General features: G+C 74.2%; 16 protein-coding genes. All 16 read right to left on the bottom strand.

Translation table 11 applies throughout. The features are described 5' to 3' along the window. Window positions 1–3: 3 nt before the first annotated feature. The 16 genes from ACI2LW_RS13760 to ACI2LW_RS13685 all read right to left on the bottom strand — a co-directional run bounded on the left by ACI2LW_RS13760 (window position 4) and on the right by ACI2LW_RS13685 (window position 18,784). Window positions 4–486 carry a methylated-DNA--[protein]-cysteine S-methyltransferase gene (locus ACI2LW_RS13760; protein WP_404731376.1) on the bottom strand — a complete coding sequence of 161 codons (483 nt, stop codon included), beginning with the start codon at window positions 484–486 and terminating at the stop codon, window positions 4–6. 9 nt (window positions 487–495) lie between these two features. Beyond that, the gene (locus ACI2LW_RS13755) at window positions 496–1,998 is read right to left on the bottom strand and encodes an AlkA N-terminal domain-containing protein (RefSeq protein WP_404731375.1); all 1,503 of its coding nucleotides are present in this window, start codon (window positions 1,996–1,998) and stop codon (window positions 496–498) included. Between the two features lie 130 nt (window positions 1,999–2,128). Next, on the bottom strand, window positions 2,129–2,647 hold the full coding sequence (locus ACI2LW_RS13750) for an O-acetyl-ADP-ribose deacetylase (protein ID WP_404731374.1): 519 nt from the start codon (window positions 2,645–2,647) through the stop codon (window positions 2,129–2,131). After that, entirely contained in the window at window positions 2,644–4,053 is a 1,410-nt protein-coding gene (locus ACI2LW_RS13745) for a phytoene desaturase family protein (RefSeq protein WP_404731373.1), read from the bottom strand. The genes ACI2LW_RS13750 and ACI2LW_RS13745 overlap by 4 nt, the downstream gene beginning before the upstream one ends. A 245-nt stretch (window positions 4,054–4,298) precedes the next feature. Next, window positions 4,299–5,144 carry an inositol monophosphatase family protein gene (locus ACI2LW_RS13740; RefSeq protein ID WP_404731372.1) on the bottom strand — a complete coding sequence of 282 codons (846 nt, stop codon included), beginning with the start codon at window positions 5,142–5,144 and terminating at the stop codon, window positions 4,299–4,301. A gap of 103 nt (window positions 5,145–5,247) precedes the next feature. After that, complete coding sequence (locus ACI2LW_RS13735) at window positions 5,248–7,092, bottom strand: gamma-glutamyltransferase family protein (protein WP_404731371.1); 1,845 nt, start codon at window positions 7,090–7,092, stop codon at window positions 5,248–5,250. Window positions 7,093–7,163: 71 nt separating this feature from the next. Then, on the bottom strand, window positions 7,164–8,414 hold the full coding sequence (locus ACI2LW_RS13730) for an erythromycin esterase family protein (RefSeq protein WP_404731370.1): 1,251 nt from the start codon (window positions 8,412–8,414) through the stop codon (window positions 7,164–7,166). A 45-nt stretch (window positions 8,415–8,459) separates the two neighbouring features. Further along, window positions 8,460–9,440 (bottom strand): LLM class flavin-dependent oxidoreductase, encoded by a 981-nt coding sequence (locus ACI2LW_RS13725; protein ID WP_404731369.1) that lies wholly within the window; start codon window positions 9,438–9,440, stop codon window positions 8,460–8,462. Between the two features lie 11 nt (window positions 9,441–9,451). Next, a complete protein-coding gene (locus ACI2LW_RS13720) occupies window positions 9,452–11,236 on the bottom strand; it encodes an ABC transporter ATP-binding protein (RefSeq protein WP_404731368.1) in 1,785 nt (594 codons plus the stop codon). After that, window positions 11,233–14,289, bottom strand: a complete 3,057-nt coding sequence (locus tag ACI2LW_RS13715; protein WP_404731367.1) for a lantibiotic dehydratase — start codon at window positions 14,287–14,289, stop codon at window positions 11,233–11,235. The genes ACI2LW_RS13720 and ACI2LW_RS13715 overlap by 4 nt, the downstream gene beginning before the upstream one ends. Window positions 14,290–14,294: 5 nt before the next feature. Further along, window positions 14,295–15,593, bottom strand: coding sequence for a lanthionine synthetase C family protein (locus tag ACI2LW_RS13710; protein WP_404731366.1), 1,299 nt, complete (start codon window positions 15,591–15,593; stop codon window positions 14,295–14,297). Between the two features lie 99 nt (window positions 15,594–15,692). After that, window positions 15,693–15,878, bottom strand: a complete 186-nt coding sequence (locus ACI2LW_RS13705; protein ID WP_404731365.1) for an FDLD family class I lanthipeptide — start codon at window positions 15,876–15,878, stop codon at window positions 15,693–15,695. Window positions 15,879–15,944: 66 nt separating this feature from the next. Continuing rightward, window positions 15,945–16,253: a response regulator transcription factor gene (locus ACI2LW_RS13700; protein ID WP_404731364.1), complete on the bottom strand. Its 309-nt coding sequence runs from the start codon at window positions 16,251–16,253 to the stop codon at window positions 15,945–15,947. After that, entirely contained in the window at window positions 16,250–18,100 is a 1,851-nt protein-coding gene (locus tag ACI2LW_RS13695) for an ABC transporter ATP-binding protein (protein WP_404731363.1), read from the bottom strand. The genes ACI2LW_RS13700 and ACI2LW_RS13695 overlap by 4 nt, the downstream gene beginning before the upstream one ends. Further along, complete coding sequence (locus ACI2LW_RS13690; RefSeq protein WP_404731362.1) at window positions 18,078–18,536, bottom strand: lasso peptide biosynthesis B2 protein; 459 nt, start codon at window positions 18,534–18,536, stop codon at window positions 18,078–18,080. The genes ACI2LW_RS13695 and ACI2LW_RS13690 overlap by 23 nt, the downstream gene beginning before the upstream one ends. After that, window positions 18,533–18,784, bottom strand: a complete 252-nt coding sequence (locus ACI2LW_RS13685) for a lasso peptide biosynthesis PqqD family chaperone (RefSeq protein ID WP_404731361.1) — start codon at window positions 18,782–18,784, stop codon at window positions 18,533–18,535. Before ACI2LW_RS13685 ends, ACI2LW_RS13690 begins: the two co-directional genes overlap by 4 nt. Window positions 18,785–18,820: the final 36 nt, after the last annotated feature.

Here is an 18,820-nt window from a genome sequence, read left to right as displayed (position 1 = left end):
GGCTCAGAACAGGCCTGTTCCGCGTTCGAAGTCCAGCAGGCGGCGTTTGCGGGGCAGGCCGCCGCCGTAGCCGGTGAGGCTGCCTGTCGCGCCGACGACGCGGTGGCAGGGGACGATGACGCCGATGGGGTTGCGGCCGTTGGCGAGGCCGACGGCCCGGGAGGCGCCGGGGTTGCCCAGGGCGTGGGCGAGTTGGCCGTAGGAGCGGGTCTCGCCGTACGGGATGGCGCGCAGTTGTTCCCAGACCTTCAGCTGGAACGGGGTGCCGCGCAGCCGCAGCGGGATGGTGAAGGTCCGCAACTCGCCCGCGAAGTAGGCGCTCAGCTGCTCCTTCGCCGCGGCGAAGGGGGTGTCGTCGCGGTCGCCGAAGGACTCCTCGGGCGGGCGGTGGCGCTGACCGGCCATGTACAGGCCGCACAGGACGCCGTCCTCGGCGACGAGGGTCAGGGGGCCGTAGGGGCTGTCGGTGACGGTGTGCTGCTTCATCGGGGAACCTCAGACGGGCAGGAAGTTGATGGGGTGGCTGTCGGTCGCCCACAGGTACTGCACGGCGTACGCCCGCCACGGCCGCCAGGCGGACGCGCGGGCGGTGAGGGCGGCCGGGGTGGAGGGCAGGCCGAGCGCGCGTGCGGCGCGGCGGATGCCGAGGTCGGTGGGGAGGAAGGCGTCGGGGTCGCCCAGGGCGCGCATGGCGACGACGTCGGCGGTCCAGGGGCCGAAGCCGGGCAGGTCCAGGAGCTGGGCGCGGGTGTGCTGCCAGTCGCTGTCCGCGCCCAGACGGAGTTCTCCGTCGGCGAGGCGGCGCACCAGGGTGGTGAGGGTGGTGCGCCGGGTGCGGGGCATCGCCAGTGACTCGGGGTCGAGGGCGGCCAGCGCCGCGGGCTCCGGGAAGAGGTGGGTGAGGCCCCCCTCGGGGTCGCCGACGGGTTCGCCGTGGGCGGTGACCAGGCGGGCGGCGTGGGTGCGGGCGGCGGCGGTGGACACCTGCTGGCCGAGCACGGCGCGCACGGCGAACTCGGCCTCGTCGACGGTGCGCGGCACGCGGCGGCCCGGGGCCTTGTCGACCAGGGGGGCCAGGGCCGGGTCCGTGCGCAACTGCTCGTCCACGGCGACGGGGTCGGCGTCCAGGTCGAGCATGCGCCGGCAGCGGCTGATGGCGACGGGCAGGTCGCGCAGGTCGCTGAGGGTGAGGCGGCAGCCGATGTGGTCGGGCCGCGGGGTCAGGGCGGCGATGCCATGGCCGTAGGGCAGGCGCAGGGTCCGCCGGAAGGCGCCGTCGCGCCACTCCTCGACGCCGGGTACGGCAGTCGCCGCGAGATGGCCGAAGAGGTTGTCCGGGTTGAGCGGGGTGCGGAACGGCAGGCGCAGGGTGAGTGCGCCGGGTGGGGACGCCGCGGGCCCGGCCGGGCGCCCGCCGGTGCTCCGCGGGACGCGGGCGCGCAGGTCGCCGGGGGCCAGTGCGAACACCTCGCGGACGGTGTCGTTGAAGGTGCGGATGGAGGAGAAGCCCGCCGCGAAGGCGATCCGCGACATCGGCAGGGCGGTCGTCTCGATCAGCAGCCGGGCCGTCTGGGCGCGCTGGGCCCGGGCGAGCGCGAGCGGGCCGGCGCCGAGTTCGGCGAGGAGCTGGCGCTCGATCTGGCGGGTGCTGTAGCCGAGGCGGGCGGCGAGGCTGGGCACGCCCTCCCGGTCCACGACGCCGTCGGAGATCAGCCGCATCGCGCGGGCCACGAGGTCGGCGCGGTGGTTCCACTGGGGCGAGCCGGGGCTGGCGTCGGGGCGGCAGCGCTTGCAGGCCCGGAACCCGGCCTGCTGGCAGGCGGCGGCGCTCGGGTGGAAGGTCATGTTCTCCGGCTTGGGCGGCACCGCGGGGCAGCTCGGCCGGCAGTAGATGCGGGTGGTCAGGACGGCGGTGAAGAACCAGCCGTCGAACCGTGCGTCCTTGGACTGGACCGCGCGCACACAGCGCTCCCGGTCGGTGTGCATCCCGTTTCGCATGGGTCCAGCATCGGGCACCGGGCGGGCGATGGCTGGCGGGAATCCGACAGTGACGTCGCCTGGGCTGGGGCGGTGCGGATCGCCCGGCTGCGGGAGGGCAGGTGGTGCCCTCCCGCCCGGGTCCGGGCGGTCAGTGCAGCTGGGCCGCGAAGGCGGCGTGGGCCCGGTCGTCGAAGAGGACGAAGCGGACCTCCTCGACGGCGGCCCGCGACGACCGGACGGCGGCCACGGCGATACGGGCCGCGTCGTCCATGGGCCAGCGGTAGACGCCCGTGGAGATCGCAGGGAAGGCCACCGTGAGGGCGCCGAGCTCCTCGGCCACGCGCAGTGACTCGTGGTAGCAGGAGGCCAGCAGGTGGGAGCGGTCCTCCTGAAGGCTGTGCACCGGGCCGACGGTGTGGATCACCCAGCGGGCCTGGAGCCGGCCCGCGCTCGTGGCGACCGCCTGCCCCGTGGGCAGGCCCCTGCCGTACCGCGAGGCGCGCAGGGCGCGGCACTCCTCGAGGATCTCCGGCCCGCCCCGGCGGTGGATGGCGCCGTCGACGCCTCCGCCGCCGAGCAGGGAGGAGTTCGCGGCGTTGACGATGGCGTCGGCGCTCTGCTGGGTGATGTCGCCCTGGACGAGGGTGATGGCGGGAGCGGTGGTCATCTGTGGCGCAGCCTCCTCCAGACCGCCTTGGCGGCGTTGTGCCCCGACATGCCGTGCACTCCGGGGCCGGGCGGGGTGGCGGAGGAGCAGATGAACACGGCGGGGTGCGGGGTGGTGTAGGGGAACAGGGACAGTTTGGGACGCAGCAGGAGCTGCAGTCCGCTCGCCGCGCCGGAGCCGATGTCGCCGCCGACGTAGTTGGGGTTGCGGGCGGCCAGTTCGGGCGGGCCGGCGGTGGCGCGGGCGAGGACGCGGTCGCGGAAGCCCGGTGCGAAGCGCTCCAGTTGGCGTTCCACGGCGTCGGTGAGGTCGCCCGTCCAGCCGCTGGGCACATGCCCGTACGCCCAGAAGACCTGCTTGCCGTCCGGGGCCCGGGTGGGGTCGGCCACGCCGGGCTGGACCGTGATGAGGAACGGGCGGTCGGGTGCGCGGCCCTCGCGGGACGCGGCGCGCAGCGCGGCGCCGATCTCGGCGCTGTCCGCGCCGATCTGCACGGTGCCGGCGACGCGGGCCGCCTCGGCGGTCCAGGGCACCGGGCCGTCCAGCGCGTAGTCGATCTTGAAGACGCCGGGGCCGTAGCGGTACCCGTCGTAGTAGCGGCCGAGGCCGGCGATGCGGGCCAGCGCGGTGGGCGAGGTGTCGAAGACGTACGCCCGCGCGGGCGGCAGGTCGTCGAGGCGCTTGACCTCGTAGTCGGTGTGCAGGACGCCGCCGAGGTCCTTGAGGTACGCGGCCAGGGCGTCGGAGATCGCCTGGGAGCCGCCGCGGGCCACCGGCCAGCCGCGGGCGTGCGCGGCCAGCGCGAAGACGAGTCCGACGGCGCCGGTGGCGAAGCCGTTGAGCGGGGCCATGACGTGCGCGACGAGGCCGGCGAAGAGCGTTCTGGCCCGTTCGTCGTGGAAGCGGCGCATCAGCCAGGTCGACGGGGGCAGGCCGGCCAGGCCGAAGCGGGCGAGGGTCACCGGGTCGCGCGGGAGCGCGGTCAGCGGAAGCGACATGAAGTCCTTGACCAGGGTGTCCCACCGGGTCAGGAAGGGGGCGACCAGTCTGCGGTAGGCGCCCGCGTCGCGCGGGCCCATGGAGGCGGCGGTCCGTGCGACGGAGCGGGCCAGCACCGCGGCGGTGCCGTCCGGGAAGGGATGGGCCATGGGCAGTTCGGCGTGCAGCCACTGCAGGCCGTAGCGCTCCAGGGGCAGGGCGCGGAAGGCGGGCGAGTTGACGGCGAGGGGGTGCGCGGCCGAGCACGGGTCGTGCCGGAAGCCGGGCAGGGTGAGCTCCTCGGTGCGGGCGCCGCCGCCGACGGTGTCGCACGCTTCGAACACGGCCACGGCGAAGCCGCGGCGGGCGAGCTCCACGGCGGCGGTCAGGCCGTTCGGTCCCGCACCCACCACGACGGCATCGAGCATCGACGGCACCTTCGGACCCCTTCGTCAGCCGATGGCCACTCGGGGTCAGGATATGCCGCCGCCCCGGCACCCAGGGGTCCAGGGCGTCCGGGCCCGGGTACAGGGGTCCGTCCCCGCCCGCGCATACGGCATCCGACCCGGGCGGCGGGCCCGGTTCCGCACCCTCGCCGGGGGCCCGGTTCCGCGCCCTCGTCCGCGGGCCCGGTTTCCGTCCCCGCCCGCGGGGCCGGTTCCGTCCGCGCGGCTCAGGACGCGCCGGACAGCAGCCCCAGCAGGTGCCGCGCCGTCGCCTCGTCCCGGGCCGCGGTGAACGGCAGGGCGTTGGAACCGGTGACGCGGAACGGCAGGCCCGCCGAGGTCAGGTGCGCGCCGCCGGCCTCCTCCACCAGCAGCAGGCCCGCGGCGTGGTCCCAGGCCGCTTCCCACGAGAAGACCACGGCGTCCGACTCGCCCCGGGCGACGGCGAGATACTCCAGGCCCGCGGAGCCGCAGGGGCGCGGGGCGACACCGTCGGCCCACAGGCCGAGCAGGGCGCGCTTCTGGTCGTCCGTCGTGAAGTCCGGGTGGGAGGTGGCGACACGCAGCGGGCTGCCCGGATCCGGGGCTCCGCAGCGCAGGGGCGTGCCGTCGAGGTGGGCGCCCCGGCCCCGTACCGCCGTGGCGAGTTGGTCGCGTGCCGGTGCGTACGTCCAGGAGGCCAGCACCTGTCCGCGCCGGGCGAGGGCGACCAGGGTGCAGAAGCCGGGGTCGCCGTGCACGAACTGCCGGGTGCCGTCGACGGGGTCGACGATCCAGACGGGGGCGTCGCCCCGTATGGCCTCGTAGACCGCGGGGTCGGCGTGCACCGCCTCCTCGCCGACGACGAGGGAGCCGGGCAGCAGCGCGCCGAGCGCGTCGGTGAGGTACCGCTCCGCCAGACGGTCGGCGTCCGTCACCAGGTCGTGCGGCCCGGACTTGTGCGCGACCTCGTGGTCCTCGAGCCGGCGGAAGCGGGGCATGATCTCGGCCGCGGCCGCCTTGCGGACCGCCTCCTCCACGTCGGCCGAGTGACGTGCGAGAAACCCTTCGATGGTCTCCGTCTCTTCGATCATGCCTCCCATGAGACCACGCCCCACTGACAATCCCCGCCCGGCCGGTGCGCTCCGGGTGGAATCGGGATGAACACCCGCCCTACGGGCCGCGCGCCGGTCACGGTCACCGCCCCACGGCGTACCCCTGCATGCCGCGCGGGTTGGCGGCGGCGGACAGCACACCGGTGCGCGGGTCCCGGGCGACCGCGCACAGGCGGCCCTCGGACCAGGCGTCGCCGACCGTCACGTCGTGACCGCGCCGGCGCAGCTCCGCGACGACGCCGGGGGGCGTGCGGGACTCGACGGTGACCGCGCCGGGGCGCATGCCGCGCGGGTAGAAGGAGCCGGGGAAGGAGTCGTTGTGCCAGTTGGGGGCGTCCACGGCGCCCTGCAGGTCGAGGCCGCCGCGGACGGGGGCGCGCAGCACGGCCGCGAGGAAGAAGTGCAGCTGCCACTGGTCCTGCTGGTCCCCGCCGGGCGTGCCGAAGGCCAGCACCGGCTCCCCGTCGCGCAGCGCGAGGGTCGGGCTGAGCGTGGTGCGCGGGCGGCGGCCGGGCGTCAGCGTGCCCGGCAGGCCCTCGTCCAGCCAGGCCATCTGGAGCCGGGTGCCGAGCGGGAAGCCCAGTTCGGGGACGACCGGATTGGACTGGAGCCAGCCTCCGCTGGGCGTGGCGGCGATCATGTTGCCCCAGCGGTCCACCACGTCGATGTGGCAGGTGTCGCCGCGGGTGGTGCCGTCGGCGGCGACCTCGGGTTCGCCCGGCGCCGGGGAGGTGGCGGGGTCGGCCACGGTCGGCTCGGCCACGGTCGGCTCGCCGACGCCCAGGGCGTCGAAGTCGCCCGGGTCGGCGGCGCGGGTGTGCGCGTGCGCGCTCAGCCGGGGGGCGCGGCCGCCGGGGCTGCCGGGCCGCAGTTCGTGACTGGCGCGGGGGCCGGCCAGCCGCCGTCGTACGTCGTTGTAGGGCGCCGAGAGCAGTTCGGCCAGCGGGACCTCGGCGGCGTCCCCGTACCAGGCCTCCCGGTCGGCCATGGCGAGCTTGCAGCCCTCGATCAGCAGGTGGACGTAGTCGGCGGACCCGTACGGGGGCAGCTCGGGCGGGAGCAGGGCGAGCTGCTGGAGGAACACCGGGCCCTGGCTCCAGGGGCCGGGCTTGCACAGGGTCCAGCCGTTCCAGTCGTACGTCACCGGGTCCTCGTAGTGGGCGGACCAGGAGGCGAGGTCGGCGGCGGTCAGGGTGCCGGTGCGGTGCTCCCCGCTGGTGTCCTTCGTGGGCCGCCGGGCCTGACGGACCAGCGCCTCGGCGACGAAGCCGCGGCGCCACACCTGGCGGGCCGCCTCGATCCGCGCCTCCCGCCCTGCCGCGCCCGCGGTCTCGGCGAGCAGCCTCCGCCAGGTGGCGGCGAGGGCGGGGTTGCGGAACAGCTCCCCCGGCCGGGGCGGGCGCCCGCCGGGCAGGTAGACCGCGGCGGAGGAGGTCCACTCGGTCTGGAACAGGGTCCGCACGCCGCGCACGGTCTCGCCGACGCGCTCGACGGGCGCGTGCCCGTGGTCGGCGTACCCGATGGCGTACTTCAGGACGTCGGCGAGGGACTTGGTGCCGTGGTCGCGCAGCAGGAGCATCCAGGCGTCGAAGGCGCCCGGGACGGCGGCGGCCAGCGGCCCGGTGCCGGGCACCAGGTCCAGGCCCAGTGCCCGGTAGTGCGCGGCGCTCGCCCCGGCCGGCGCCACGCCCTGCCCGCACAGCACCCGCACCCCGCCGCCCGCCGGGGCGAGCAGGATCGGCACCTCCCCGGCGGGCCCGTTGAGGTGCGGTTCGACGACGTGCAGCACGAAGGCGCCGGCCACGGCGGCGTCGTAGGCGTTGCCGCCGTCCTCCAGGACCGCCATCGCGGACTGGGAGGCGAGCCAGTGGGTGGAGGACACCATCCCGAAGGTGCCCTGGAGGGTGGGGCGGGTGGTGAACCGCATCTGTCATCACCTCACGGATCGCGCACGCGTGTCCTTCCCATTGTCCCGGCGGACCGGCGAGAGCCGGCCGTTCAGCGCAGGGGAGTCGAAGGCGTCGAACGGGCCACGTACGCCAGCCCGTCGTACTCCTGGGCCGGCACCGTCGGGGTCAGCTGGAAGCGGTACGTCACGCGCGGCACCGCGGCGCCGAAGGACCGTACGAACCGGCGCTCCGCCAGCCACTCGGCGACGGCGGGCAGGGCCCGGCCGGCGCGCAGGTCGACGATGTGGTCCTGCGGCGTGACCGAGGCGAGCACGCCCTCGACGGACCGCGGGCCCGCCGCGCCGACGGTGTGCTTTTTGGGCGCGCGCGTCGCGGAGTTGGCCGGGCGGGCGCGGAAGGCGCCCTCGCCGAAGAGCAGGCCGAGGGCGTAGTAGCGCTCCCCGAAGCGGCTCCGCAGGTGCCGGCCCATCGCGGGTACGTCTCCGGCGTAACAGCCGGTCGCGACATGGCCGTTGTGGGCCCACACGGCGACCCTTCCGGGCGTCCGTTCCGCCAGGGAGATCACCTCCTGCGCCATGTACCGGTCCCGGGCGGCGAGGGCGCCCGGTTCCCCGCCCGCGCCGTGCAGCGGCCGCGAGACGACGTCGGCCGCCGCCGCGATCAGCCGTGCGTGCCGGAGTGCGTCGTCGGCCGTCCCGGCTCCGGCGCGTGCGGCGAGGCGGTCCCGGTCCTCCTCGAGGAAGCGCACGAGTGCGCGTGCCTCGGCGGGCAGTCGCGGCCCCCGCACCGCGGGGGATCCCGGTTTCGCGTCGGCCAGGACGCCGAGCGGGCCGGCGGTGAGGCCCGCCCGTTCCGGCGCGAAGGCGCGCAGTACGGCGTCCAGGGCGGTCAGGGAGGGCCCGCAGCGCTGTGGGTCGATCCCGGCGAACCGCACGGCGCGCTCCGGCGGGACGGTCCGGTTGTGCTCCCGCAGCCACTCGACGACATCGAGCATCTCGCGGGTCCGCCAGGTCCAGAAGCCGAGGCCGGCGAGCGCGTCGGCGGCGTCACCGGTGCCGTGCACCACATGGTCGTCGACGGCCCGCGCGGCCGAGGCGCCGGCCTCCATGGCCAGGGCGGTGCAGCCCATCTCCTCGACGAGGAAGCGCAGTAATCGGTGTTTGAGCCGGAAGAATTCGGCGGTCCCGTGCGTCGCCTCGCCCATTCCGAGGACCTGGACGTCGTCCAGGGTCTTCCGCAGCGGTTCCAGGCCGGTGTGATCCGGTTTCGGCGCCCCGGCGTGCGCGTCGGGCAACGGCAGTGCGTTCTCCTCGAGCCACCGCCGCACTTCGTCGCTCATCGTTCTTTCCTTTCGCGTCACTTCCCCGCACGGCGAGCCTAGCCATCACGCGATCAAGTCCGGCTGGGCGAGGCGTATTTCGGCCGAGAGTTCCGCGAGGTCCTCGACGGCGGCGGGCCAGCCGTGCACGAGACCCGTGCCCGCCGTGTTGAGGACCACCTCGTCCACGCCGGCCCGGGCGTACTCCCGCAGCGCGGCCGCCACTTCGGCCGGTGTTCCGTGGACGAAGGTGCCCGATTCGACCAGGGCGCGCGCGTTGAGATAGGGCTGCGACGGGTGCACCCGCAGTCCCGCGCGTCCGAGCATGTCGGTGTAGTGCGGCGCGCCGAGGTGTGCGCGGGCGGCCGTGAAGGCGAGTTGCCGCGGATCGCGGCCCTTGCGGGCGACGGCGACGTGGACGACGGTGACCAGGCGCGGCGCCGGGCGGCCCCCCGCCGCGGCGCCGCGCTCGAGGGCGGGGACGAGGTCACGGGCGAGGTAGCCGGGCGGTGTCATCCAGGTGATCGCCGCGTCGGCCAGTTCACCGGCCACCCGGGCCAGCGCCGGGCGCAGGACGCCCAGGCCGATCTCCACTCCGGGATGGCCGAGTCGGGGCAGCGGGCCGGAGGGCGGCCCGTGCCCGCCGGGCGCCTCCGCCGCGCGCTCGTCGAGATGTCCGCGCAGCCGGCGGAGGTAGTCGGCGCACGCGGCTGCCGGGCTCTCGTAGGGCTCGCCGCGCAGACTCGCGACGAAGTCGGGTGATCCGGGCCCGACTCCGAGCGTGGTGCGGCTGCCGGTCAGCAGGGCGAGGGAGCGGGCCTGTGCCGCCGCCTCCATCGGGTGGCGCAGCGGCATCAGGGTCACGGACGTGCCGACCGGCAGCCGGAACCCCATGCCCGCGAGATACGCGAACAGCTGATGGGGTTCGACCGTGAGGGACTGGCCCTGCCACAGGCGCGCCAGGTGCCCTCCGGCGACGAGTTCCGCGAACGGAACCACGTCCGCGGGGTCCTTGGGCATGACGGGGAAGATGACGGACGTTTCCATGGGACTGGCCTTCACTGAGAGGCGGGTTCGCCGAGGTATCCCGCTGCCTGGAGCTTGAACAGCCGGGCGTAGACGCCGCCCGCGTCCAGCAGTTGGTCGTGAGTGCCCTCCTCGGTGACCCTGCCTTCGTCCAGGACCACGATCCGGTCGGCGAGGCGCACCGTGGAGAAGCGGTGGGCGATGATCAGGCAGGTGGCCTCGCCGGCGATGTCGCGCAGCCGGCCGAAGATCTCGGCCTCGGCCTCGGCGTCGATCGCGGACGTGGGTTCGTCGAGGACGACCACGGGGGCCTTGCGCATGAAGGCCCGGCTGAGGGCCACCTTCTGCCACTGGCCGCCCGACAGTTGCCGGCCTTCCTCGAAGTGTCTGCCGAGCATGGTGTCGTAGTGGTCGGGGAGGTCCGCGACGACGGTGTCGGCTGCGCCTGCGGTCGCGGCGGCCCGGATGCGCTCGTCGTCGTCCAGGGCCTCGACGCGGCCGAAGCCGATGTTGTCGCGGAAGGACATCTCGTAGCGGATGAAGTCCTGGAAGATGACGCCGATGTGGCGCTGGAGGTCGTCGAGGTCGTATTCCTCGATCGGTACGTCGTCGATCAGGATCCGGCCGGCCGTCGGTTCGTAGAGCCGGGTCAGCAGTTTGACCACGCTCGTCTTGCCCGCGCCGTTCTGGCCGACCAGCGCCACGCACTGCCCGGCGGGCAGCAGGAAGTCGACCCCGTCCAGGACGAGCCGGTCGGTGCCGGGGTAGACGAAGCTGACGTCGCGGAACTCGATGCCCTTGCGCAGCGTCGCCGGGAACGGCCGGCTTCCGCCGGTGATCCGGCGCTCCGGCAGGTCCAGGAACGCGAAGAGGTTCCCGAGGAAGAGCGTGTCCTTGTAGAGCGAGGCGATCCCGAGGAGCATGCCGTGCGCCGAGGCCTGGATGGCGCCCATGGACTGCAGACAGCCGGCCAGGCGGCCCACTTGCCCGTCGTCCGCGGCGGAGGCGATGGCCCACAGCAGCGCGCCGGAGGAGGCGAGGACGCTGAGCGTCCCCAGCGCGCCCACGAGGGCCGACTGGGACCGGGCCAGCCGCCGGTCGACGCGGAAGAACTCCCGGGCGAGTGCGCGGTACCGCTCGACGAAGTGCGGTCCGAGCTGGAACAGGCGCACCTCCTTGAAGGAGTGGTCCGTCGTGGTCAGGTACTGGTAGTAGTACATCCGCCGGCGGTCGGCCGCGCGGTCGTACTCGACGGCGTACGCCTTGTGCGTGTAGATCATGTGGGCGATCACCGAGGGGACCGGTGACACCAGGATGAACGCGGCCACCCACGGCGACCAGGTGAACAGCACGGCGCTCACCGAGACCACGGTGACCAACTCGCGGCTGACGGTGAGGAGCTCGGAGAACATCTGGTAGATGCGGCCTCCGCTGCTCTCCTGGAAGGCGCGCTGGAGGCTGTCGTACGCCTCGGCGTTCTCGTACTGCTCCAGGTCGAGCCGGGTGCCCTTGAGCATCACCCGCTCGCCGATCCTGGTGGTCAGTTCCAGGCGGAGCAGTGAGTCCAGGTACTGTCCCCACACGTCCAGCGCGTGTCCGGCCACGGCGATCAGCAGCAGGGCGGTGCCCGCCCGCAGCGCCTGGCCCTGTGCCCCGTCGCTGCCCCCGGCGGCGTGCGCCACGGACTGCACGGCGCTCGCCGTCAGCGCGACCTGTACGCCGGGGACGGCGGCCGACAGGACGGAGACGACGGTGAACGCGGTGACCTTCCGGGCGCTCAGCTTCCAGAACAGCCGCACCACGCGGAGCCAGATCACCTGGCCTCCTCGGCGGCCAGCCGGCCGCGCAGGGCGCGCAGGGTGTGCCGCAGCAGGCCGTAGCAGCGGTCCTCCCGGGCCCGGTCGACCGGCAGGAGGCGGTTGACCTGCATATGGGCGAGGCTGCCGAGGAGATGGGCGAAGGGCACCGCGAGGCGTTCGCGCGCGGCGGCCTCGCCGACGGCCGCGGCCACGGCCCGGACGGCCCCTTCCTGGGGGGCGAGGGCCGCCGCGATCCGCAGGCGGTGGTCGCGGCCCCGGTCGTGGGTGGACCGGTCCCAGGGCAGCAGCAGTTCGCACAGGTAGTCGCGTCGCTTGCGGAAGTCGTCGCGGGTGGCGGCGTCGTCGCCGTGGCCGGGGAGGAGGCCGGGGCGGTCGGCGAGGGGGACGCCCCACTGTGCGAGGAGGGTGTCCACCGCGGCCATGGCCAGGTCTTCGTCGGCGATGTCCGGGAACTCCGCGCGCTCGGCGATCAGTTGGGCCGTGGCGTCGCTGTTCGCCTCGAAGAACGCCTCGACGGTGTCGAAGGTGTCGGGGCCGCCGTAGCGCAGGGTCTCGGGGCAGTAGCTGTCCAGGGCGAGGTCCTGGGCGAGTCCGCTGTCCACCACGCCCTTGCCCCACGCGGCGAGCCGGCCGAGCATCCAGGGCCGGTCGCTGCGCACCCGGATGCGCAGATGCGGGCGCGGATCGGCGTAGCGGATGTAGAACCACCGGTCCACGACGTCCTGGGCGCGCAGGTGCGCGACGAGTTCGCGCAGCGGGCCGGCGATGATCTCGTCGTGGCGTTCGAAGGCGGCGTACAGCTTGAGGTACGACCATGCGCCGCCCGGCAGGTGGCGCCGTGCCGGGATCTCCACGGGGAGGCCGGGCGTGCCGCGGTCCACGACGTCGGGGCGGGCCGCCACGACGGGGACGACGATCTCCTCCGTGTACCGCCGCCCGGCGTCGTCGCTGAGCCAGTGGTGCGCGAAGTCCGGCAGCATCTCGTGCAGGAGGACGGCCGGACCGCCCTTGCGGCGGACCTCCTCGCGCAGTTCGGCGACGCAGCGGGGGTGGTCGAGGTCGAGCAGCAGCCGGTTGTCGTGCTCCACGAGGTAGACGTGGCGGGGCACGCTCCACCGCTCGCGCCAGGCCGTGAGGTCCGCGAGGCCGCGGCCGTCCAGCCGCCATTCCGCGGGGCGGAGCACCACCCGGCCGCGGGTCACCCGGGGCAGGAACTGCGCGTGGGCGACGGGGCCCCAGTGGAATCCGCCGGGCATCACGCAGCCGTCCTGCGAGGCCTCCAGCAGGAAACGGGCGACGTTGGGGGCCGCCAGCGGGCTGAGCATGTGGTGCTGTGTGACGACGACCTCGCGGCCGAGCCGCCGCGACCACAGGTGGAACCGGCGGTCGTCGGCGCCCACCAGGATGTCGTCCAGGGGCAGTACCCGGTCGGCGGGCACGGACGGGCCGGTGTTGACGGGTATCTCGTAGCGGCGCAGGCCCGGGTGCGCGGCGACGTTCCCGGCCCGGCCGTAGGTGGGGAGGTACGCCAGTTGTGCGTGGACCGCGTGCGGCTGGAGTTCCTCCTCGCGCCGGGCGAGGTCGCGCAGCCGCTCGACGGCACGGTCGCCGAGGAGGTCGAAGAAGCGGCCGAACGTGCGCCCGCCGTGGGCGAGTCCGTCGGCGCGGACGACGGCCCGCCACTCGCCCCGGTCGACGGCCCGCCGGTCGGCGGCCTCCAGCTGGAGGTAGAGGTCCATCGTGGGCAGCAGCGGCCCCGGGGACTTCTCGGGGGCGAGGCGGTCGAGCCAGGAGTCGGTGAGTTCCGCCTCGAGGGACCCGTCGTGCCAGGCCCGCTGTGCGAACTCCACGACGGCACGGTCGTAGGAGGAGGTGTCCTCGAGGCCGGCGGTACCGGGCGGGCCGGCCGTGCGGGGCGGCTGGGTGTACGACTCCGGGGCGTCCAGGCCCTGGTCCGGGCTGAGCAGCTCCAGGACGGGGACGCGGACGCCGTGGCCGTACCGTTCGAGGAACTCCTCCCGGTAGCGGGTCAGATGGGCCATGCCGTGGCCGGTGGCCGCGCTCAGCCGCATCAGCACGTCCACCGTGTCGGCCGCCGCGTCGGCGACGGCCCGGTTGAGCTCGTCCGGCCGCAGGCCGACGGTGGAGTCCAGCTGGTAGGTCTGGCCCGTGTAGCCGGGTACGAGCTTCTCCTGGGCGGCGCGCAGCCGCGCGAGCGAGGCCGGGTCGTCCGCGCGCCGGGTCAGCTCGACGACCTCGCGCAGCCGCTCGACGGCGTCGGCCGCCCGCGGGACGGCGGTGAGCCGGTCGAGCAGGTGCTCCTCGGGCCTGGCCGACGTCTGGGGCGGACGGAGGTCGCTGGTGAGGAAGTTGAGGTCCCACAGCCGCTGCACCAGGCTCTCCCTGGCCGTCGCGGACGCCTCGGGGAAGGCGGCCGACAGCGCGTCGACGATCTCCTGGTGGGTCACGGGCTGCTCGGCGGTGTCCAGGACGGTGCGCACGGCGGGGGTCGCCCGCACGCGCACCGAGGTGGCGTCGCTCCGGCCGTAGACGTCGGCGTGCGGCAGGACCATCCGGTCGCCGCAGACATGGGCCGTGGCGTTGCGGACGATCCGCAGCCCTTTCCAGATCTCCGGGTCGCTCTCGAGCCGCTCGATGCAGGCGAGGATCCACGCCATGTCGGCGCGCACCCGGGCGCCGGTGAGGACCGGGCTGCCCAGGCGTGCGGTGGTGCGGTCGGAGAAGGTGCCCGCGGCGACGCCGGAGAAGGCCCCGAAGGGGGTGGGCCGGGTGGACATCCGGGTGAGGTAGCGCCACAGCCGCGAGTGCAGGCGCGCCACGCTCCTGTGGGACATCCGTTCCAGGTGCGTGAGCCCTTCCGCCAGGTCCTCGCTGGCGACGAAGACCGCCCGCCGGACCTCGGGGTCGCGGGCCAGCCGTAACAGCGCCTCGTCCGTCCGCCGCGGGTCGCTCATGAAGCCGAGCCAGGTCTGCACGGGCAGCGCGGGAGCACGCAGCAGGTAGAAGTCGGCGGGTACGTACCGGGACATGCGCGTCACCTCACGAGGAAGGCCCGGAACCAGGCCGGTCGGTCGTCGTTCAGGGCCGCGAGGATCGTGAGGGCCACACCGGCGGCCCCGGTCAGCAGGCCCGGGTCGTCCACCAGGTGTCCGGGCAGTTCGTGGTCGGCGAACACCGCCGGCCGCTTCTCGTCCGCGTGGCCGAGCAGCCGGTCGAGCAGCACGGGCGTCCGGTCGCGCGCCAGGCGGCTGAAGGGCGCGAACGCGAGGCACATCATCAGCAGTCCGGCCTGTCCGTGGCACAGGGTGGGCGAGGGCGGCCCGGCCCGCTCGGCCCTGCGCAGGACGGCCTCGAACGCGGTGACCGCGGTGGCCAGCAGGCCGCTGTCGCCGGTGGCGCGGGCGACGCCGAGCAGTGCGGAGGCGACCCCGGCGGTGCCGTAGCACCAGGCGATCCGGTCGTGGCCGTGGGTGTGGGGCCGTTCCTCGCCGTGCTCGTCGACCGGCACGCCGTCGTGCCACAGCGGGCCGGACTCGTCGGCGGCCCGGTGCCCGAGGATCCAGGCGGTGAAGGTGGACACGGCCGGTTCCAGTCCCGGGTGCCGGTGGCCCGCGGCGGCGGCCGACGCGAGGGCCGCGGCGACGCCCGGCACGCCGTGCGAGAAGCCCAGGTTGAGGTAACCGTGGGGGTATCGGGCGTGGTGGTCGCCTACGGGCGGGTAGACGTCGGGGACGAGCAGCCAGCGGCGCGGGGTGCCCGCGGACCGCGCCGGTTCGCTCAGCCACACCAGATGGTCGATGAGCCTGTGCACGGCCTCACGGACGGCGGGGCCCGGGTCGTCGACCGTGGCGAGGTAGGCGAGCACGCCGGCCGCTCCGCCGATCCAGTCGTAGTCGGCGTCGCTCACGGCGCGTTCGACGGCCGGGTAGTCGGTGTCCAGGACCTGGGCGGCGAGCTGTTCGTGCACCCGGCGCAGGCTCGGCAGGAAGCGCGGTTCGTCGGCGGCGCAGTCGGCCAGCGCCAGGGCGAGCCCGCTGGTCCCGCCGAAGACGCCCGGGTTCTCCAGCGGTACGGTCCGGGTGCCGGCCACCGCCTCCCTGATGTGCCCGAAGGCGGTCTCCCGGTCGCCGAGCCCGGCGCGGGCGGCGTACAGGTGCAGCAGGGCGGTCCCGGCCTGGCCGTGACTGAGGCTCGGCGGGTACCAGCCCACGGGGTGCACCGCCTGTTCCGCGGCGGTCAGGGCCAGTTCGGCCACCTGGTCGGTGGTCGTGGTCCGTTCGGCGACGAGACGCACCGCGCGGTGTGCGCGTTCGGTGAGCGAGTCGTCCAGCATGTCCATCCCTCGGGTCGCGGCCGTACGTGTGTCGCGGTGGAACGGGTGTTGCCGTGCTGAACCCACGGCAACACCCGTTGCCGGACGTGAGTCCGGGCGTCAGGGCTTCTTCACGCACCCCGCGGTGCAGTTGGTGGTGCACACGCAGGTGCAGGTGCCCTTGCAGGTCACGCGGGTGCAGACGGAGCGCGTGAGGAGCGAGGAGATGGACGCCGGTGAACGGTCCACCGGGGCCACGGACGGCGAGGTGACCCGGACGTCCAGGTCGAATTCGTTGCCGGCCATGTCGTTTCCTTTCCGTGAGGAATTCCGCCCGACAGCGGAATCACGCAGAAACTTTCTGCGCGATTCCTATTCTGCTCGCCGGCCGCATCGGCACATATTGTCGTCGGCGACAGTATTCCGGAAGACATAGGACGCCAGGCAGAGAGTCAACCGCGAATGCAGTTCCAGCTTTTCGGAAATGGCCGACAGATGGGCGCGCACCGTCCGTTCGGTCAGATGGAGCCGGTGCGCCATGTCCTCGTTGGACAGCCCTTCCGCCATCAGGGCGAAGACCTCCGACTCCCGCGGAGTCAGCCGGTCCAGGCGCTTCAGGGCGGCGGTCCACTCGGGTGGGTGGCGCCGGGCTTCCCGGGTGCCGTGCGCGGACGAGGTCACAGCGCCCGCTCCTGCGCGGACTTCGGGGACGCCGCAGACGCCGGGGACTGCGCGGACTCCCCCGGTTTCTCCGCCGGCTCCCCCGGCTCCTCCGCCGGCTCGCCCGACTCCTCCGCCTGGATCAGATGGCCTTCGACCAGTTGCCCGTACACCGGGTCGCGGGCGAGGAGTTCCTCATGGGTGCCGACGGAGCTGACCCGGCCGCCGTCCATGACGACGATGCGCGGCGCGGCGCGCACGGTCGACAGCCGGTGGGCGATGACCAGCAGGGCACAGCGTTCGGAGACCTTCGTGAGGGCTTCGGCCAGTTCGGCCTCGCTGATGGTGTCGAGGTGCGAGGTGGGCTCGTCGAGCACCAGCAGATCGGGCTCGGCGAGCAGGGCGCGGGCGATGGCCACGCGCTGGCGCTCACCGCCCGACAGCCGCAGTCCCCGGTCCCCCACCTCGGTGTCGAGCCCGTCGGGCAGGCGCCGCAGGAGCGGGCCGAGGCCGACGGTGTCCAGCACGTCGCGGACGGCGTCCTCGGAGGCGTCGGGCGCGGCGTAGGCGAGGTTGTGGCGCAGTGTTCCGTACAGCAGGGGCGTGTGCTGTTCCACCAGGGCCACGTGCCGCCGGTAGGCCCGGTGTTCCAGCCGCCGGAGGTCGGTGCCCCGGAAGAGCACGGTGCCCTCGTCCGGGTCGTGGAAGCGCTCGATGAGGGAGGTGACGGTGGTCTTGCCCGCACCGGACCTGCCCACCATGGCGAGGTGGCCGCGTTCCGGGATGCGCAGGGACACCCCGTTCAGGACCTGGCGGTCCCCGTACCCGAAGGACACGTCCCTCAGTTCCAGGAGCGGGCCGGCGCCGGGGCCGGGGACCTCGGCCGGGTCGGGGGTGCTCTCCACGGGCAGTTTCAGGGCTTCCTGGATGCGTTTGAGGGAGCCGAGGCCGCGCTGGATGAGGCTGACCGCGCTGAAGAGGCCGGCCAGCGGCATCACCAGATAGGTCGCGTAGAGCAGGAAGGCGACCAGTTCGCTGATCGTCATGTCGCCGCCCGAGACCCGTACCGCGCCGATGAGGAGCACGAGCAGGAACGAGCCGTTGACCGCGACCTCCATCATCGGCGACACGAGGGAGCCGAGGCGCGCGGAGCGCACCCCGCTGGCGCAGGCCGCCTCCGCGTCCGCCCCGATGCGCTCGGCCTCGCGGAGTTCGGCCCGGCAGGCGCGCACGGTACGGATGTTGCCGAGTGCCTGTTCGAGATCGGCCGTCATGGTGCCGACGTCCGTGAGGGACTGCTCGGTGGCCCCGCGGATGCCGGCCATGACCCCGGCCACGACGATCGCCGCGGCGGCGATCGTGGCGATGACGACGGCGAACATGACGGGATCGAGCCAGAGCATCAGTCCCGCCGTGCCGGCCGCGGTGAGGGCCACGGTGACGAGCTGGACGAAGCTGCCCGCCACCATGTCGCGCAGCACGGTGGTGTCCGTCCCCACCCGGGAGAGCAGATCGCCGACGCGGTGGCGGTCGAAGGCGTCGACGCGCACCAGCAGCAGCCGGCCGGCCAGGTTCTTGCGCAGCCTCAGGACCACGCCCTCGCCGGCCACGTCGAGCAGGAACTGGCCCGCGCCCTCGATGCACGCCTGCGCGGCGAACAGCCCCGCGAGCAGGAGAGCGGGGCCGAGCAGCGGCTGCCCGGTCCCCACCCGGTCGATCAGCCGCATCGTCATCAGCGGCTGCAGCAGCCCGAGCGCGGTGCCGACGACCGTCAGCGTGAGCGCCCAGGCGACGGTCGTGCGCCGCCGCAGGAGCAGCGCGAACAGGTCGCGGACGCCGACGCGTTCATCCTCGGCCGTGCCGGCCATCTGTTCCCTCCCTCGTGTCGTGCGGTGCCACGCTGATCAGCACCCGGAAATAGCCCTCGGGGACGCCCTCGCCCACCATGCGGCCGCCGGCCTCCACCCAGGCGTGCGCGGCGAACGGCGGGGCGGTGCGCACCCCGACGCACCAGGTCGGCCAGGTGCCCCGGGCGCGGCACAGCAGCGCGGTCGCGAGGGAGCGCTGAAGGCAGCCCTCGCGACCGGCGCACACCAGGCTGACCGTGGTCACCGCGTCCCGCGCGGCCGCCGCCTGTTCGAAGCCGGCCGGCCGCGCGCCACGGGCGAGCAGGGTCAGCAGCCGGCGGATGCGGTCCGGCGGCAGACGGGTGAGCGGCTTGGCCCCCGCCACGGCCAGGCGAGCGGCCAGCCGCGCGCGCCGGGAGACCGCGGACCGGGGGCGCAGTACGGTCTGGAAGCTCACCGGTCGACCAGCCCCGCCTCGAGCAGCGCCGCGAGGAGCGCCTCGGCGTCGGACCGGGCCCGCTCCGCGCCGACCTCGAACTCGGCGGTGAGCCGCCCGGTCACCGCGTCGAGGTCGCCGCCGGACAGCAGTTCGTCCAGCACCAGGCCGCCGGTGGGGTTGAGCTCCCAGTACTTTCCGCTCCGCCCGTCCAGCAGGATCCTTCCGTAGTCGGTCTCCACCAGTGACACATCGGCTCTCAGCCGCATGGGCTCCCCTTTCGGACGGCATGGACGGCATGGACG

This window comes from Streptomyces sp. NPDC004065 (assembly GCF_044903565.1).
Lineage (GTDB): Bacteria > Actinomycetota > Actinomycetes > Streptomycetales > Streptomycetaceae > Streptomyces.
The sequence above is the reverse complement of the archived record's forward strand: the minus strand, read 5'-3'. Positions and strand labels throughout refer to the sequence as shown.

What these genes read in the sequence shown, in the direction of transcription:
- ACI2LW_RS13760 (WP_404731376.1), bottom strand. Translation starts at nt 486, where the DNA reads ATGAAGCAGCACACCGTCACCGACAGCCCCTACGGCCCCCTGACCCTC.
- ACI2LW_RS13755 (WP_404731375.1), bottom strand. Translation starts at nt 1,998, where the DNA reads ATGCGAAACGGGATGCACACCGACCGGGAGCGCTGTGTGCGCGCGGTC.
- ACI2LW_RS13750 (WP_404731374.1), bottom strand. Translation starts at nt 2,647, where the DNA reads ATGACCACCGCTCCCGCCATCACCCTCGTCCAGGGCGACATCACCCAG.
- ACI2LW_RS13745 (WP_404731373.1), bottom strand. Translation starts at nt 4,053, where the DNA reads ATGCTCGATGCCGTCGTGGTGGGTGCGGGACCGAACGGCCTGACCGCC.
- ACI2LW_RS13740 (WP_404731372.1), bottom strand. Translation starts at nt 5,144, where the DNA reads ATGATCGAAGAGACGGAGACCATCGAAGGGTTTCTCGCACGTCACTCG.
- ACI2LW_RS13735 (WP_404731371.1), bottom strand. Translation starts at nt 7,092, where the DNA reads ATGCGGTTCACCACCCGCCCCACCCTCCAGGGCACCTTCGGGATGGTG.
- ACI2LW_RS13730 (WP_404731370.1), bottom strand. Translation starts at nt 8,414, where the DNA reads ATGAGCGACGAAGTGCGGCGGTGGCTCGAGGAGAACGCACTGCCGTTG.
- ACI2LW_RS13725 (WP_404731369.1), bottom strand. Translation starts at nt 9,440, where the DNA reads ATGGAAACGTCCGTCATCTTCCCCGTCATGCCCAAGGACCCCGCGGAC.
- ACI2LW_RS13715 (WP_404731367.1), bottom strand. Translation starts at nt 14,289, where the DNA reads ATGTCCCGGTACGTACCCGCCGACTTCTACCTGCTGCGTGCTCCCGCG.
- ACI2LW_RS13710 (WP_404731366.1), bottom strand. Translation starts at nt 15,593, where the DNA reads ATGCTGGACGACTCGCTCACCGAACGCGCACACCGCGCGGTGCGTCTC.
- ACI2LW_RS13705 (WP_404731365.1), bottom strand. Translation starts at nt 15,878, where the DNA reads ATGGCCGGCAACGAATTCGACCTGGACGTCCGGGTCACCTCGCCGTCC.
- ACI2LW_RS13695 (WP_404731363.1), bottom strand. Translation starts at nt 18,100, where the DNA reads ATGGCCGGCACGGCCGAGGATGAACGCGTCGGCGTCCGCGACCTGTTC.
- ACI2LW_RS13685 (WP_404731361.1), bottom strand. Translation starts at nt 18,784, where the DNA reads ATGCGGCTGAGAGCCGATGTGTCACTGGTGGAGACCGACTACGGAAGG.